13 protein-coding genes are annotated in these 14,467 nt (G+C 67.7%); 12 read left to right on the top strand and 1 reads right to left on the bottom strand.

Features of this window, described 5'->3' with window-relative positions; genetic code table 11:
• From EDC22_RS14280 to EDC22_RS14240, 9 genes are all read left to right on the top strand, one after another.
• Positions 1-1,785, top strand: coding sequence for a hydantoinase B/oxoprolinase family protein (locus tag EDC22_RS14280; protein ID WP_132807353.1), 1,785 nt, complete (start codon positions 1-3; stop codon positions 1,783-1,785).
• Positions 1,782-2,321, top strand: a complete 540-nt coding sequence (locus EDC22_RS14275; RefSeq protein WP_132807352.1) for a TRAP transporter small permease — start codon at positions 1,782-1,784, stop codon at positions 2,319-2,321. The genes EDC22_RS14280 and EDC22_RS14275 overlap by 4 nt, the downstream gene beginning before the upstream one ends.
• Before the next feature lie 17 nt (positions 2,322-2,338).
• Positions 2,339-3,406, top strand: a complete 1,068-nt coding sequence (gene dctP, locus EDC22_RS14270; protein ID WP_165926917.1) for a TRAP transporter substrate-binding protein DctP — start codon at positions 2,339-2,341, stop codon at positions 3,404-3,406.
• Positions 3,407-3,504: 98 nt separating this feature from the next.
• A complete protein-coding gene (locus EDC22_RS14265; RefSeq protein ID WP_132807350.1) occupies positions 3,505-4,848 on the top strand; it encodes a TRAP transporter large permease in 1,344 nt (447 codons plus the stop codon).
• Between the two features lie 33 nt (positions 4,849-4,881).
• Positions 4,882-5,937, top strand: coding sequence for a LacI family DNA-binding transcriptional regulator (locus EDC22_RS14260; protein ID WP_132807349.1), 1,056 nt, complete (start codon positions 4,882-4,884; stop codon positions 5,935-5,937).
• Positions 5,934-6,737: an enoyl-CoA hydratase/isomerase family protein gene (locus EDC22_RS14255; protein ID WP_132807348.1), complete on the top strand. Its 804-nt coding sequence runs from the start codon at positions 5,934-5,936 to the stop codon at positions 6,735-6,737. Before EDC22_RS14260 ends, EDC22_RS14255 begins: the two co-directional genes overlap by 4 nt.
• Positions 6,738-6,789: 52 nt before the next feature.
• Positions 6,790-7,617 (top strand): aspartate/glutamate racemase family protein, encoded by an 828-nt coding sequence (locus EDC22_RS14250; protein ID WP_132807347.1) that lies wholly within the window; start codon positions 6,790-6,792, stop codon positions 7,615-7,617.
• Positions 7,614-8,636 (top strand): NAD(P)H-quinone oxidoreductase, encoded by a 1,023-nt coding sequence (locus tag EDC22_RS14245; protein ID WP_132807346.1) that lies wholly within the window; start codon positions 7,614-7,616, stop codon positions 8,634-8,636. Before EDC22_RS14250 ends, EDC22_RS14245 begins: the two co-directional genes overlap by 4 nt.
• Positions 8,637-8,736: 100 nt before the next feature.
• Complete coding sequence (locus EDC22_RS14240) at positions 8,737-9,513, top strand: 2-keto-4-pentenoate hydratase (protein ID WP_165926916.1); 777 nt, start codon at positions 8,737-8,739, stop codon at positions 9,511-9,513.
• A 16-nt stretch (positions 9,514-9,529) separates the two neighbouring features.
• Here EDC22_RS14240 and EDC22_RS14235 read toward each other — a convergent pair whose 3' ends face one another.
• Positions 9,530-10,435: a LysR family transcriptional regulator gene (locus tag EDC22_RS14235; RefSeq protein WP_207903788.1), complete on the bottom strand. Its 906-nt coding sequence runs from the start codon at positions 10,433-10,435 to the stop codon at positions 9,530-9,532.
• Positions 10,436-10,530: 95 nt separating this feature from the next.
• Here EDC22_RS14235 and EDC22_RS14230 point away from each other — a divergent pair, with 95 nt between their 5' ends.
• The 3 genes from EDC22_RS14230 to mmsB all read left to right on the top strand — a co-directional run bounded on the left by EDC22_RS14230 (position 10,531) and on the right by mmsB (position 14,430).
• Complete coding sequence (locus EDC22_RS14230; RefSeq protein WP_132807344.1) at positions 10,531-12,027, top strand: CoA-acylating methylmalonate-semialdehyde dehydrogenase; 1,497 nt, start codon at positions 10,531-10,533, stop codon at positions 12,025-12,027.
• Positions 12,028-12,239: 212 nt separating this feature from the next.
• On the top strand, positions 12,240-13,379 hold the full coding sequence (locus EDC22_RS14225) for an isobutyryl-CoA dehydrogenase (RefSeq protein WP_132807343.1): 1,140 nt from the start codon (positions 12,240-12,242) through the stop codon (positions 13,377-13,379).
• A 160-nt stretch (positions 13,380-13,539) separates the two neighbouring features.
• Positions 13,540-14,430: a 3-hydroxyisobutyrate dehydrogenase gene (mmsB, locus tag EDC22_RS14220; protein WP_132807342.1), complete on the top strand. Its 891-nt coding sequence runs from the start codon at positions 13,540-13,542 to the stop codon at positions 14,428-14,430.
• Positions 14,431-14,467 lie beyond the last annotated feature (37 nt).

Below are 14,467 nucleotides of genomic sequence, written 5' to 3'. Positions count from 1 at the left end.
ATGGATCGCGTTACGTTCGAGATCATCCGCAGCGGGCTCTACGCGATCGCGCGCGAGATGAAGGTCGCGATGATGCGCACCGCCGGCAGTCCGATCATCCATTCGGGCGGGGATGCATCGGCGGCGATCTTCGATGCGAAGATGCAGCTCGTTGCGCAGGGCAACGACATTCCGACGATGATGGGCTCGGCGGTGATCTCGACCAAGGCCTCGGTCGAGGCGATCGGTGTGGAGAACCTGAAGCCGGGCGATGTCATCATCTCCAACGACGTCTATCTCGGTGGCGGCAACCATCAGCCCGACGTGCAGCTCACCCGCCCGGTGTTCTTCGAGGGTGAGATCATCGCCTACACAATGACCCGCGGCCACTGGGTGGATATCGGCGGCACCGCCCCCGGCAGCTTCACGGCGGTGACGTGGGACATCCATGCCGAGGGTATCCGCATTCCGCCGGTGCTGCTCTACCGCAATGACGAGCCGGTCGAGGATCTGTTCCGGCTGATCGTCCAGAACACCCGCGACGTCGACAACCGGATGCTCGACATCAACGCGCAGTATGCCGGCACCTATGTCGGCGACCAGCGCATCGTCGAACTGGCGGCCAAGTTCGGCGCCAAGGCGCTGGCCGATGCCATGGCCGAGACGCTGGACTATTCCGAGCGGCTGATGCGCGCCGAGATCGAGAAGATCCCGGACGGGGTATACGAGGGATCCGACTTCATCGAGCCGGTGCAGGCGCCGAACTGGCCGACCGATCTGATCCCGGTGAAGGTGAAGATCACCGTCGACGGCGACCGCATGCTGTTCGACTACACCGGAACGGCGAAGCAGGTGCGCGGCGGCATCAACTGCCCGTTCTCGGTGACCTGCAATTCGACCTGGTTCACGGTCAAGGCAATCACCGACCATCTGATCCCGATCAACCAGGGCTGCTACCGGCCGATCGAGATCGTCTGTCCGGAGGGGACGCTGCTCAACTGCACCTATCCGGCCTCGGTGGTCAGCGGTGTCACCGAGACCTCGCCGCGCATCATCGACATGCTGCTGCGGACGCTGTCCGCGGCCGTGCCGGACCGGGTCGTCGGCCAGTCGAACGATGCGGCCTGCTCCGGCATCTTCAGTGGCGCCGATCCGGACCAGGCGCGTTGCCGTTCGCTGAGGCGCAAGCACGTCCAGCACATCGATCCGCATGGCGGCGGCTACGGCGCGCGGCCGATGCGCGACGGGGTAAACGCGATCCGCGTGCTGGTCGGCAATGCCGGCATCACTTCGGTGGAGCAGATCGAGAACCTCACGCCGCTGACCGTCGAGAGCTGGCACCTCGTCCCGGACTCCGGCGGTGCCGGGCGGTGGCGAGGCGGGCTCACCTCGGAGCGGCGCTACCGGGTCGGCTTCGAGGAGGCGACGCTGACGGTGATGGCCGAGCGCGGCCTGGTGGCGCCCAAGGGTCTGTTCGGCGGGTTGGACGGCGCACTGTTCAAGGCGTCCGTGACGCGGCCGGACGGCCGCCGCGAGGAGGTGCCGAGCAAGGGGGCGTATGTCGTGGTCAATGCCGGTGATCGGGTCGAGATCCGGCCCGCGGGCGGCGGCGGATACGGCGATCCCACTGATCGCGAACCAGAACGGGTGCTGGCTGACGTGCGCGACGGATATGTCAGTCGCGCCAGCGCCGAGCAGCTCTACGGCGTCGTCATCGACGAGGCGACGTGGCGGGTCGACGAGGCGGCCACGGCGGCGCGCAGGCGCGCGATCGCGGCGACACGGCAGGCAATGGCGCCGGCATGAGCGAACCGACCCGCCCGCATCGCGAGCCCTTCATCGCCTTCGACAGGCTGCTCGCCGATATCGCCGGCGTGGCGCTGTTCGGGATGATGCTGCTCACGGTCGTTTCCAGCGCGGGACGCTTCCTCTTTTCCCTGCCGATCCCCGACATGGAGGCGATCGCCGAGATGCTGCTGGTCGCCGTGGTGTTTCTCGGCTTCGCCTATACCCAGGCGACCCGCCAGCACGTCGAGGTGACGCTATTCACCGACCGGCTGCCGGCCCGCGTGATCCGCCGCTTCGTCTGGTTCGGCTGTCTGGTCGGGCTGATCGGGTTCGGCGTGCTCGCCTATGCCATGGGGGTTGGCGCGCACCGGGCCTATGCGACGGGCGATGCCTATCTCGGCGTCAACAAGATCGTCACCTGGCCGGCACGTGCCATCGCGGTCGTCGGCATCGCCGCTCTGATCGTCCGGCTCGTGCTGGATCTCACGATCGCCCGCTACCGGGCGCATGAAGAGGTCGTCTCGCCGACCGACAAGCCCCAGACCTACGAATGATAATGGGAGGAATGAAGATGAAATGTACCCTGCGCACCCTGACCGCCGGCATCGCGGCAGCGACGGTCGCCGCCGTCCTTGCCGGTCCGGTTGCCGCCCAGGACATCCTGGTCCGCTATGCCTCGCCGTCGGCAGCGAGCGATCCGACCCAGGAGGCGACGATCTGGTTCACCGAGGAGGTGACCAAGCGCACCGACGGCCGGGTCAAGTTCGAGATGTATCTCGGCAATTCGCTGGTTCGCGACCAGGACGTGATGGTTGCCATCGGTGACGGACTGGTGGAGATGGGCAAGATCTACACGGTGTCCTATCCCGGTCAGCTGCCGCTGTGGAACATGTTCAACCTGCCGTTCACGAGCCCGTCGCCCTATGTGGCGATGAACACCATCCACGAGCTGGTCGATCAGTTCCAGGCCTTCGACGAGGAACTCGCCAAGCTCAACGTGCGTGCTCTCGGCGTGATCGCCACCGGCGGCACCGGCATCGTTGCGAAGCAGCCGATCAAGACCGTCGCCGAACTCAACGGCTTCAAGGTGCGCGCGCGCGGCGTGCAGGCGGCTGCGTTCTCGGCGGTCGGCGCGGCGCCGGTGTCGATTCCGTGGAACGATGTCTACGAGGCGCTGTCTAAGGGCGTCGTCGACGGCTCCACCAACTACATCATCACCACCCGACCGATCCGCCACAACGAGGTTTCAGACTACTATATCGCCGCCGGGCTCGGACAGGCGATCCAGCTCGAGCTTGTCAACCGCGACTTCTGGAACGCCCTGCCGGACGACATCAAGTCGATCATGACCGAGACGATGGCCGAGGCCGAGCAGCGCTATGCAGAGCGCGCCTCCAAGCTGGCGATCGAGGAACGCGAGGCGCTTGCCAGGGAGGCCGGCCCGGGCAGGATGGAGTACATCGCGTTTCCTGCCGAGGAGCGGCAGAAGTGGATCGAGGCGTCGCCGGACTTCTTTGCCGAATGGGCCGCGGCCAATGCCGGCGCGGCTGACACGGCGGCGATCGTCGAGACGTACAAGGCGCTTGAGGCGAAATATACGGAGAAGGGCAAGGAGCTCGGCCTCGTCGACATGTGGTGATGCCGGGTAGCCAGGCGCGGGACGGCAGGTGCTGCCGTCCCGCACGCCGTTCGGTGTTCATTTGATCCGCTGACACGACTTCGCGCTGGAGCGCGCCCTTGGACGGTTCCCTTCTCGCCCTGATCGCCGGCGTGGCGGTGCTCGTGCTGCTCGCGATGCGGGTGCCGATCGCCTTCGGCCTGCTCGCCGTCGGCATCATCGGGCTGTTCGTGCTCGGGGCTTCTCGTTTCGGCGGGTTCAACCTCGACATGGGCTGGCGCAGCACCATGTCGATGCTGTCTCGCGACCCGTATTCCTTCGTCGCGTCGTTCACGCTGATGGCGATCCCGATGTTCCTGTTGATGGGGAACTTCGCCTTCCGCTCGGGGGCGACGCGGGACGCCTACGCCACCGCCCGGGTCTGGCTCAGCGCGCTGCCGGGCGGGCTTGCGCTCGCCAGCGTGGCGGCCTGCGGGCTGTTTGCGGCGATCTCGGGCTCGTCGCTCGCGACCGCCGCGGCAATGGGGCGGATTGCCGTGCCGGAGATGCTGCGCGCCGGCTACGACAAGCGCCTGGCATCCGGCGCGGTGGCTGCCGGCGGTACGCTCGGCGCGCTGATCCCGCCTTCGATCCTGATGGTCATCTTCGGCATCTTCGCCGAGCAATCGATCGGCCAGCTTCTGATCGGGGGCATCGTTCCCGGAATCCTGACCGGCTTGAGCTATGCCGTGATCATCGTCGTGCGCGTACGGATGTTCCCGGAGCTTGCGCCACGCATCGAGTCGTCGTTCGGCTGGGGCGAGAAGGTTCGCGCGCTCGGCGGGACATGGCAGATCCTGCTGATCTTCTCGGTCATCATCGCGGTCATCTACACCGGCGTCGCAACGCCGACCGAGGCGGCTGCCGTCGGCGCCTTCGCGGTACTGGTGCTCGGGCTGATGCGGCGCCGGCTCGACCGGGCGGGGATCTGGGGCGCGGTGCGCGAGACGGTGACCCAGACCGCGATGATCTTCGCGATAGCGATTGCCTCCAAGGTGCTCGTCTCGTTCGTCGCCTTCACCGGAGTGAGCGCGCAGCTCGCCGCCTGGGCGGGCGACATCGAGGGCAGGCGGATCTGGGTGCTGCTCGGCATCTGCGCGCTCTATGTCCTTCTGGGGATGTTCATGGACCCGATCGGAATCCTGCTGCTGACGCTGCCGGTGGTGGTGCCGATCGTCGATGCTCTCGGCTACAACCTGATCTGGTTCGGCATCCTTCTGGTCAAGCTGCTCGAGGTCGGCATGATCACCCCTCCAGTGGGCCTCAACGTGTTCGTGCTGAAGGCGGCGGTCGGCGACAGCGTCAAGCTCGAGGATGTGTTCCGCGGCATCGGTCCATTCCTGCTGATGGACATCGTCACGATTGCGATCATGATCGCACTGCCCGGGCTGATCCTGTGGCTGCCGAACCTGATGTACAGCTAGGACGCCGGGGCAGCGAGGCTGGCCGGGGCCGCGATGGTCAAGCGGGAAGGGAACATAACCATCCGCGAAGTGGCACGGGCGGCCGGCGTGTCGATCGGCACCGCCTCGCGCGTGCTCAACGGCAAGCAGTCGGTCCGTCCCGAAATCCGGGCGCGCGTGCAGCAGGCGATCGAGGAACTCGGCTACCGGCCGAATGCCGTGGCGCAGAGCATGCGTCGCCGCTCCACGCACATGGTCGGCTGCATCATCCGGGAGATCAACATCCCCTCGCTCGCCGCCTTCGTGCGCGCCGCCCACGACGTGCTCGACAAGGCCGGCTTCTCGTTCCTGATCTCGAATTCGGAAGGACGCATCGACCGAGAGCGCGAACTGCTCGACCGGCTGAGCCGTCAACAGACCGACGGCATCATGCTCGGCCCCTACACCCCGATCGACGACACGTTCGACACGTTCCTGCGGTCACTCGACACTCCGATCGTGCTCGTCGATCGCGATGAGCCGAAATGGGCCGACTGCGTGATGGCCGACCATGCCGGGGCGACCTTCGAGGCGACCTCGCGGCTGCTCGATCTCGGCCACAGGCGCATCGTCCTGCTGACCGGCGAGCCGGTCCTCTACCCGGCCCGCGCACGCCTCAAGGGCTATCTCGATGCATTTGCCGCGCGTGGCCTGAAGCCGGAGGAAAGGCTCGTGCGCGCGCAGAGCTTCTTTGCCACCGAGAGTCTGCGACAGACCTCTTCGCTGCTGGCTGGCGACGATCCGCCGACCGCGATCATCGCCGGCGGCATCGACATGCTCGCGGGCGTGCTGAAGGCGATCCGGGTGCGCGGCCTGAAGGTCCCGGACGACATCTCGGTGGTGGCTGCCGGCGATTCCGAGCTCGCCGAACTCTATGCGCCGGCGATCAGCGTCGAACGCTGGGACCAGGCCGAGATCGGCCGCACCGCCGCCGAACTGCTGATCAACCGCATGGTCCGGCGCACCAGCGACCCGCCGCAGCACGTTCTGCTGCCGGCCGAGTTCATCCAGCGCGGCTCAATTGCACCGCCGCGGGCGAACCGCACCAGATCGAGGACGGGAGAGGCATGACCAGCGCACGCGCCACCTATGAGACCCTGGAGCTGGAGGAGCCGCGACCGGGCATCCTGCTCGTCAGGCTCAACCGACCGGAGGTTCGCAACGCCATCAGCACCCAGATGGGCCGCGACGTGCTGGCGGTATTTTCGGGGCTCGTCGCCGACCCCGGGCCGTGGCGCTGCGTGGTCATGACCGGTGCGGGCGACCGCGCCTTCTGCGCCGGCGTCGACCTCAAGGAGCGGCGCGGCATGTCGGACGAGGCCTGGCACCGCCAGCATCGGCTGTTCGAGCGGATGATGCTGTCGATCCTGGACTGCCCGCTGCCGGTCATTGCCGCCGTCAACGGCGCCGCCTTTGCGGGCGGCTGCGAGTTCGTGCTGCTGTGCGATTTCGCCTATGCGGTCCCGACGGCACGGTTCGCGCTGACGGAGGTGACCATCGGCATCATGCCGGGCGGCGGCGGCACGCAGACGCTGCAGCGGCGGATCGGGTATGGCCGCGCCGCCGAGGTCATCCTCACCGGCCGGCCGTTCAGCGCCCAGGACGCCTTCGACTGGGGGCTCGTCAACCGGCTGTGCGAACCTGACGCGTTGATCCGCGAGGCGCTCGACACTGCCGAGGCGATCGCCCGCAATGCGCCGCTGTCGGTCAGGCAAGCGAAGCGGTCGATGCTGCTCGGCGCGAACATGGACCTCAGGACCGGCATGTTCTTCGAGATCGACGCCTACAACCAGCTGGTCCACACCGAGGATCGTCGCGAGGGCATCAACGCCTTCAACGAGAAGCGGACGCCGGTCTACAGGGGCCGCTGAACGCCACACGATCGCGGCGCGCGGCCGCCGCAGGCCAACCAGGAGGCCGGCAATGCGCATCTGGCACCAGAGCTACACCGACCTCAACCGGCTGCCCGGCTATGCGGCGATGCTCGCCCGGCACGCGCGGGCGGTTTGCGGCCCGCAGACCGAGGTCGAGCTGCACGGGCTCAGGCCCGGCACCTACCCCGACGGGGTACCGCCGGTCGCCATCGCCGGCTACCCCTATGCGCGCAGGCTCGCCGACCTGCAGGTCGTCGAGAACGTGATGACGGCCGAGCGGCTGGGGTACGACGCTGTGGCGATCAGCTGTTTCCTCGATCCGGGACTGGAGGAAGCCCGCAGCCTGGTCGACATCCCGGTGCTCAGCTCGTGCGAGACGGCGCTGCTGATTGCCTCGACCGTGGCGAGATCCTTCGGCTTGCTGACGCTGGATGCGGCGATGGCTGCCCATCTGCGCCATCTGATCGCCCGCTACGGCTTCGCCGGGCGCGTCGCCGTGGTCGCCCCGCTCGATCCGCCGCTCGACGAATTCGAGCTCGACCAGGCTTTTGCCGGCTCGGCGGCGTTCGTTGACCGGTTCTCCGCCCAGGCCGGGAACCTGATCGCGGCAGGCGCCGACATCATCATCCCGGCCGAGGGGGTGTTGAACGTCGCGCTGGTCCGCAACCGCGTGACCACGATCGCCGGGGCACCAGTGCTCGATTCCTACGGCGCGCTGCTGACGCTCGCCGAAGCGATGGTCCGCCTGCGCAGGACCTCCGGTCTGACCGTTTCGCGCGTCGGCGAGTTCGCCAGACCGCCGGCGGATATCGTCAACGGCCTGCGTGGGATCGTCGCAGACATCATGTCGGCGAACGAGGGGCCGACGCCTCGATGAGGACGCAGTTGCGCGGGCGCGGCGCCGCAACCGGCGCGACGATGACGGCGATCACCGCACCGCCGTTCGGCGGTCCCGAGGTCATCACGGTGAGGAGGATGCGGCGACCGCGGCACGGGGCGGACGAGCTGCTCGTTCGGGTGACGGCAGTCGGCGTCAATCGCGTCGATGCAATGCAACGCGCCGGCACCTATCCACCGCCGCCCGGCGCGGGGCCGGTGCTGGGCGTCGAATTTGCGGGCGAGGTCGTGGCGACCGGCGCGCATGTCGAGGGCTTCACGGCGGGAGACCGGGTGTTCGGGCTCGTCGGTGACGGCGCCTATGCAGAGTACGTGGCGGTCGACCATCGGCACGTCGTCCGCACGCCGGCGCACTGGGACGACGCCACGGCGGCCGCCGTCATCGAGACAGTCTGCACGGCGCACGAGACGATCTTCGAGCTCGGCCGGCTGGCGGCCGGAGAGCGGCTGCTGGTGCATGCGGCGGGCAGCGCTGTCGGCACGTCGGCCATCCAGATGGCGGTCCATGCCGGGGCGACGGTCATCGGTACGGCGGGCTCGCAGGCCAAGATCGCCGGGGCGCTGAAGCTCGGGGCAAGCCATGTGATCGACTACAAGACGACAGATTTCGCCGCGGAGGTGCTGCGCTGCTTTCCCGACGGCATCGACGTGATCGAGGATTTCATCGGCTCGACCTGTCTTCAGCGCCATCTCGACATCCTGAGGACCGAAGGACGCATCGTGATGGTGGGACTGCTCGCGGCAGCGCCGTCTCCGGTAAACACCGTGCCAGTCATCACCAAGCGCCTGACGATTTCCGGATTCGCGCTTCGTCCGCAGGGCATTGCCGCCAAGGCGGCGATCGTCGAGCGTTTCCGGCGCCGCTGGCTGCCGCTCCTCGCAGCGGGAACGTTGAGACCGGTGATCCATGCGGTGCTGCCGTTCGCCGCAGCGCAGGAGGCGCACCGGATGCTCGAGGCCAACGAGAATTTCGGCAAGATCGTCTTGACCCTGTCGTGATGCTGCTTTGCAGGGCAGCAATCCGCGGCGGGATCGTCGCGCTCGGCGCGAGGCTGCAGTTCGGATAGGCTGGCGGCAGATGGGCGGGGAGGGAATGGCAATGGCAATGGACATCGAAGCGGCGGTACGGGATTTCTGGGCCGAACACCAAGCCGGCCGGCACTGTCCGCCCCTGTGGCGGGGTCGGCTGTCGATGGAGGAGGCCTATGCGGTGCAGTTGGCGATGCTCGACCGTCAAGTCGCGGCCGGCGAGCGGCAGGCAGGCTGGAAGGTCGGACTGACGGCAGCGGCGATGCGTGCCCAGCAGGGCGTGTTCGAACCCTGTTTCGGCTATCTGCTGGAGAGTGGCGAGGTCGCGAGCGGCCACATCTTCGCCTTCGACGATCTGATCGCGCCGGGCTTCGAGAACGAGCTGTGCCTGACGGTGGGCACGGCGCTGCGCGGGCCGGACGTCGGCCTCGACGAGGTGCGCGCCGCCGTGACCCATGCCGCGCCGGCGCTGGAGATCATCGAGAAGCGTGGCGCCTTCGCGGCGGATCTGCCGATGGCGATGGCTGACAATGCCCAGCAGAAGGCGTTCGTGGTGGGCAAGCCGGTGCGGCTCGATGACGACAACGGCGATCTGGCGCGGGCCGAAGTCGCCGTCTACGTCAACGATCGCCTCGCCGAGCGCGCCTCCGGTGCGGCGGTCATGGACGCCGGCGCCTTGTTGTCCGTGCAGTGGCTCGCCAACCGGCTCGCATCCTTCGGCCGCCACATCGAGGCCGGTGCGCGGATCATGTCCGGATCGTTCACCAGGCAGTATGCGATTGCGCGCGGCGATGTCGTGCGCGCCGAATTCACGCCGTTCGGGGTGGTCGAGGCGCGGTTCGCCTAGGATCTGTCAATTCGTCTCACCCCTCCGGCAGGAACAGCTCGCGGTTGGCCTCGACCTCCTCGACGATGAAGGAGGCAACGGCGCGGACCCGGGCGGTGTCGCGCAGGTCGGCGTGCAGGATCAGCCAGAAGCTGCGCGTGAGCGCGATAGCATCGGGCAGGACGCGCACAAGGCCATCATTGCCGGCGGCCATGAACTCCGGCAGGATGCACAGGCCGGCGCCGGCCCGGCAGGCATTGAACTGGGCGACGAGGTTGGAACTGGCCAGTCGTGGCCGCAGCTGCGGCAGGATCTGCGGCAGGTAGTCGAGCTCAGGTGTGAAGATGAGGTCGGGGATGTACCCGATCATTGCGTGGCGGGCGAGATCGCCGGGGCTGTCGATCGGGCCTGAGCGCCGCAGATAGTCGGGGGCCGCGTAGAGGCCGAGCCGGTAGTCGGTGAGCTTGCGGCTGACCAGCCGCCCCTCGGTCGGTCGGGCGAGGCTGATGGCGATGTCGGCCTCGCGCTTCGACAGGCTGAAGACGCGCGGCATGGCGACGATCTGCAGTTCGAGGTCGGGATAGCGGCGGCAGAGTGCATCGATCCGCGCTGCGAGGAACCAGCTTCCGAAGCCGTCGGGCGCGCCGATCCTGACCGCGCCGCCGAGCGCCATGTTCTCGCCGGCAATCTCGTTCTGGGCCTGCGCAGCGGCGCTCTCCATGCGCTCGGCGTGGACCAGGAGCCGCTCGCCGGCCTCGGTAAGCGCATAGCCGCGTGGCGACCGTTCGAACAGGCGCGCGTCGAGAGCCCGCTCGATGGCCTTGACACGCCGGCTGACGGTTGCATGGTCCGTGCCGAGGCTGCGTGACGCTTGGGTCAGCCGTCCGGTCCGGGCGACGGCGAGGAAATAGCGCAGGTCGTTCCAGTCGAGCGGCATGGGCATGCATATTTCCGCACAACCGCCTGGCACACAAGCGACTGGCCGTGCGGAAACAACCGTATATCGTGCGGGCAACAATCCTCCGGGAGGACTTGAGCATGAGATCGATCGGTCATTTCATCGGGGGACGGGTGGTCCCCGGCAGTTCCGGACGGACCGCCGACGTCTTCGATCCCAATACCGGCGAGGTGCAGGCGAAGGTCGCGCTGGCGTCGAAGGGCGAGGTCGAGGCGGCGATCGCCAACGCCGCCGCCGCCCAGCCGGCCTGGGCGGCAGAAAACCCGCAGAAGCGCGCCCGCGTGCTGATGAAGTTCCTGCAGCTCGCGCAGGCCGAGATGGACAGCCTCGCCAAGCTGCTGTCCTCCGAGCATGGCAAGACCATTCCGGATGCGAAGGGCGACATCCAGCGCGGTCTTGAGGTTGTCGAATTCGCCTGCGGCATCCCGCATCTTCTGAAGGGTGAATTCACCGAGGGTGCCGGTCCCGGCATCGACATGTACTCGATGCGCCAGCCGCTCGGCGTGGTGGCCGGCATCACGCCGTTCAACTTCCCGGCGATGATCCCGCTGTGGAAGGCCGCGCCGGCGATCGCCTGCGGCAATGCCTTCATCCTGAAGCCGTCGGAGCGCGATCCCTCCGTGCCGATCCGCATCGCCGAGCTGTTCAAGCAGGCAGGGCTGCCGGACGGCGTGTTCAATGTCGTCAACGGCGACAAGGAAGCCGTCGACACCATCCTCACCGATCCGCGGATCATGGCGATCGGCTTCGTCGGCTCCTCGCAGATCGCCGAATATGTCTATGCAACCGGTTGTGCGCACGGCAAGCGCGTGCAGTGCTTCGGCGGCGCCAAGAACCACATGATCATCATGCCGGATGCCGACATGGACCAGGCCGTCGATGCCCTTATCGGCGCCGGCTACGGCTCGGCCGGGGAGCGCTGCATGGCGATCTCGGTGGCGGTGCCGGTCGGCGAGAAGACCGCCGACGCGCTGATGGGCAAGCTGATCCCGCGCGTCGAGAAGCTGAAGGTCGGCCTGTCGACCGATCCCGACGCCGACTATGGTCCACTGGTGACCAGGGCAGCGCTGGAGCGCGTCCGCGGCTATGTCGATCAAGGGGTCAAGGAAGGCGCCGAACTCGTCGTCGATGGTCGCGGCTTCACCATGCAGGGCTACGAGAACGGTTTCTTCATGGGCGGCTGCCTGTTCGACCGGGTGACGCCGGAGATGACAATCTACAAGGAGGAGATCTTCGGACCTGTGCTGTCGGTCGTCCGCGCCAGGGACTATGACGAGGCGCTGGCATTGCCCACGAAGCACGAATACGGCAATGGCGTCGCGATCTTCACCCGCGACGGCGACGCCGCCCGGGACTTCGCCACCAGGGTGCAGGTCGGCATGGTCGGCATCAACGTGCCGATCCCGGTGCCGCTCGCCTACTACACCTTCGGCGGCTGGAAGCGCTCGGGCTTCGGCGATCTCAACCAGCACGGGCCGGACTCGATCCGATTCTACACCAAGACCAAGACGGTCACGTCGCGCTGGCCGTCGGGCATCAAGGATGGCGCGGAGTTCGTCATTCCGACGATGCGGTAGGGGGCCGCTTGCCACTCCCTCGTCATCCCGGACGCCGGGAGAGCGGCCATTCGGGATCGGCCGGGCAGGGCGTTGACGACGGGACGCCAACCGCCTGCAGCGACCCGATCCCGGCGTTCCGCTTCGCTGCGTCCGGGATGGCGCAGGAGGGCGGGACGGACTCCCTGCCCTGGTGACATGGAGCCGCCTCGCGCGGCCAAGGGAGGCACCGCATGGACTTCACGCTGTCGGAGGAGCAGGCCGCGATCCGCGACATGGCGCGCGAATTCGCGGCACGTGAGCTGGCGCCGCATGCGGTCGCGTGGGACGAAGCCAAGCATTTTCCGGTGGACACGCTGCGGGCCGCCGCCGCGCTCGGCATGGGGGGCGTCTATGTCCGCGACGATGTCGGCGGATCGGGCCTCACCCGCCTCGACGCGGCGCTGATCTTCGAGGGGCTTGCCACCGGATGCCCGTCGATCGCGGCCTACATCTCGATCCACAACATGTGCGCGTGGATGATCGACCATTTCGGCTCGGACGAGCAGCGGGCGAAGTGGCTGCCCGACCTGTGCGCGATGCGGACGCTCGCCAGCTACTGCCTGACCGAGCCGGGCTCGGGCTCGGACGCGGCGGCGCTGCGGACGCGGGCGGTGCGCGACGGCGACCATTACGTCCTCGACGGCCAGAAGCAGTTCATCTCCGGCGCCGGTTCCAGCGACGTCTACGTGGTGATGGTGCGCACCGGCGAGGACGGCCCGAAGGGCATCTCGACCCTGGTCGTTCCCGGCGACACGCCGGGCCTCAAGCTCGGCGCCAACGAGCGCAAGATGGGTTGGAACGCCCAGCCGACGCGGGCCGTGATCTTCGAGGCAGCTCGGGTGCCGGTCGCAAACCGGCTCGGCGCGGAGGGCGAAGGTTTCCGGATCGCCATGGCGGGACTTGACGGCGGGCGCCTCAACATTGCCGCCTGCTCGCTCGGTGGGGCGCAGGCGGCGCTCGACAGGGCCGTGACCTACATGGGCGACCGACGTGCCTTCGGCAGGCGGCTGGCGGAGTTCCAGGCGCTTCAGTTCCGCGTCGCCGACATGGCGATCGAACTGGAGGCGGCGCGCACCTTCCTGTGGCGGGCGGCGTCGGCGCTCGATGCGAAGGCGCCCGACGCGACGCGGCTCTGCGCGATGGCCAAGCGCTTCGTCACCGATACGGGCTTCGAGGTTGCCAATCAGGCGCTGCAGCTGCACGGCGGCTATGGCTATCTCAGCGAGTACGGGATCGAGAAGATCGTCCGCGACCTCAGGGTGCATCAGATACTCGAAGGGACCAACGAGATCATGCGGCTCATCGTGGCGCGGGAGATCTTCGGCCGGTGAGGAGGACGGCCGTCCCCCCATCCCCGTACAGCGATATCGGGAGCGCAGATGATGGCGGCGTCCCGATCCAGCCCCGCGCTGCGTTGCGGGCGGGATGATGTGCGGTTGAGGGCGGTCGGTCGCGAGACGGCTCGGGCACAGCAACGACGGGAGGACACAGATGGCGACAATTGGCTTCATCGGGCTCGGCAACATGGGCGGGCCGATGGCAGCAAACCTTCTGAAGGCGGGGCACAGGGTGAGGGGCTTCGATCTGTCGGAGGTCGCGACGGCAAGGTTTCAGGACGCGGGCGGCACGGTCTGCGGCACGATCGCCGAGGCGGTGTCCGGCGCCGAGGTCGTGGTGACCATGCTGCCGGCCGGCCGGCATGTGGAGGCGGTCTATGCGGGGGAGGGCGGCATCCTTTCCTCCGCCGCGCCGGAAACGCTGCTGATCGACTCCTCGACGATCGATGTCGCCACCGCGCGCAAGGTGGCTGCTGCCGCCGAAGCGGCGGGCATGACGATGATCGACGCGCCCGTGTCGGGCGGGGTCGGGGGGGCGACGGCGGGCACGCTGACCTTCATGGTCGGGGGACCCGAAGCAGCCTTCGCGGCGGCAAAGCCCTATCTGGAGAAGATGGGCAGGACCATCGTCCATGCCGGCGGGCCGGGCAACGGCCAGGCCGCCAAGATCTGCAACAACTTGATCCTCGGCATCTCGATGATCGGCGTCTCGGAGGCGTTCGTGCTCGCCGAGAAGCTTGGCCTCGATCATCAGAAGCTGTTCGACATTGCATCCACGGCCTCGGGCCAGTGCTGGTCGCTGACCACCTATTGCCCGGTGCCCGGGCCGGTGCCGAGCTCGCCGGCGAACCGCGACTACCAGCCGGGCTTCACCGCCGCAATGATGCTCAAGGATCTGAAGCTTGCGCAGGAGGCGGCCAATGCGTCGGGTGCGACCACCCCGCTCGGCGCCGAAGCTGCGCAGATCTATTCGCTGTTTGCGGGAGCCGGACACGGCGAGGTGGACTTTTCCGGAATAATCCGCTTCCTGCGAGGCCAGGGCTGACAGGCCAGCCCTTCGGGACCACCAACGGAGTTAACAA

The sequence above is a fragment of the Tepidamorphus gemmatus genome (assembly GCF_004346195.1).
GTDB lineage: Bacteria > Pseudomonadota > Alphaproteobacteria > Rhizobiales > Tepidamorphaceae > Tepidamorphus > Tepidamorphus gemmatus.
Note: the sequence above shows the minus strand (reverse complement) of the source record. Positions and strands in the feature narration are given on the sequence as shown.

Excerpts from the sequence above, each read along its gene's own strand:
- EDC22_RS14280 (WP_132807353.1), top strand. The coding sequence starts at position 1 with ATGGATCGCGTTACGTTCGAGATCATCCGCAGCGGGCTCTACGCGATC.
- EDC22_RS14275 (WP_132807352.1), top strand. The coding sequence starts at position 1,782 with ATGAGCGAACCGACCCGCCCGCATCGCGAGCCCTTCATCGCCTTCGAC.
- dctP (WP_165926917.1), top strand. The coding sequence starts at position 2,339 with ATGAAATGTACCCTGCGCACCCTGACCGCCGGCATCGCGGCAGCGACG.
- EDC22_RS14260 (WP_132807349.1), top strand. The coding sequence starts at position 4,882 with ATGGTCAAGCGGGAAGGGAACATAACCATCCGCGAAGTGGCACGGGCG.
- EDC22_RS14255 (WP_132807348.1), top strand. The coding sequence starts at position 5,934 with ATGACCAGCGCACGCGCCACCTATGAGACCCTGGAGCTGGAGGAGCCG.
- EDC22_RS14250 (WP_132807347.1), top strand. The coding sequence starts at position 6,790 with ATGCGCATCTGGCACCAGAGCTACACCGACCTCAACCGGCTGCCCGGC.
- EDC22_RS14245 (WP_132807346.1), top strand. The coding sequence starts at position 7,614 with ATGAGGACGCAGTTGCGCGGGCGCGGCGCCGCAACCGGCGCGACGATG.
- EDC22_RS14240 (WP_165926916.1), top strand. The coding sequence starts at position 8,737 with ATGGCAATGGACATCGAAGCGGCGGTACGGGATTTCTGGGCCGAACAC.
- EDC22_RS14235 (WP_207903788.1), bottom strand. The coding sequence starts at position 10,435 with ATGCCCATGCCGCTCGACTGGAACGACCTGCGCTATTTCCTCGCCGTC.
- EDC22_RS14230 (WP_132807344.1), top strand. The coding sequence starts at position 10,531 with ATGAGATCGATCGGTCATTTCATCGGGGGACGGGTGGTCCCCGGCAGT.
- EDC22_RS14225 (WP_132807343.1), top strand. The coding sequence starts at position 12,240 with ATGGACTTCACGCTGTCGGAGGAGCAGGCCGCGATCCGCGACATGGCG.
- mmsB (WP_132807342.1), top strand. The coding sequence starts at position 13,540 with ATGGCGACAATTGGCTTCATCGGGCTCGGCAACATGGGCGGGCCGATG.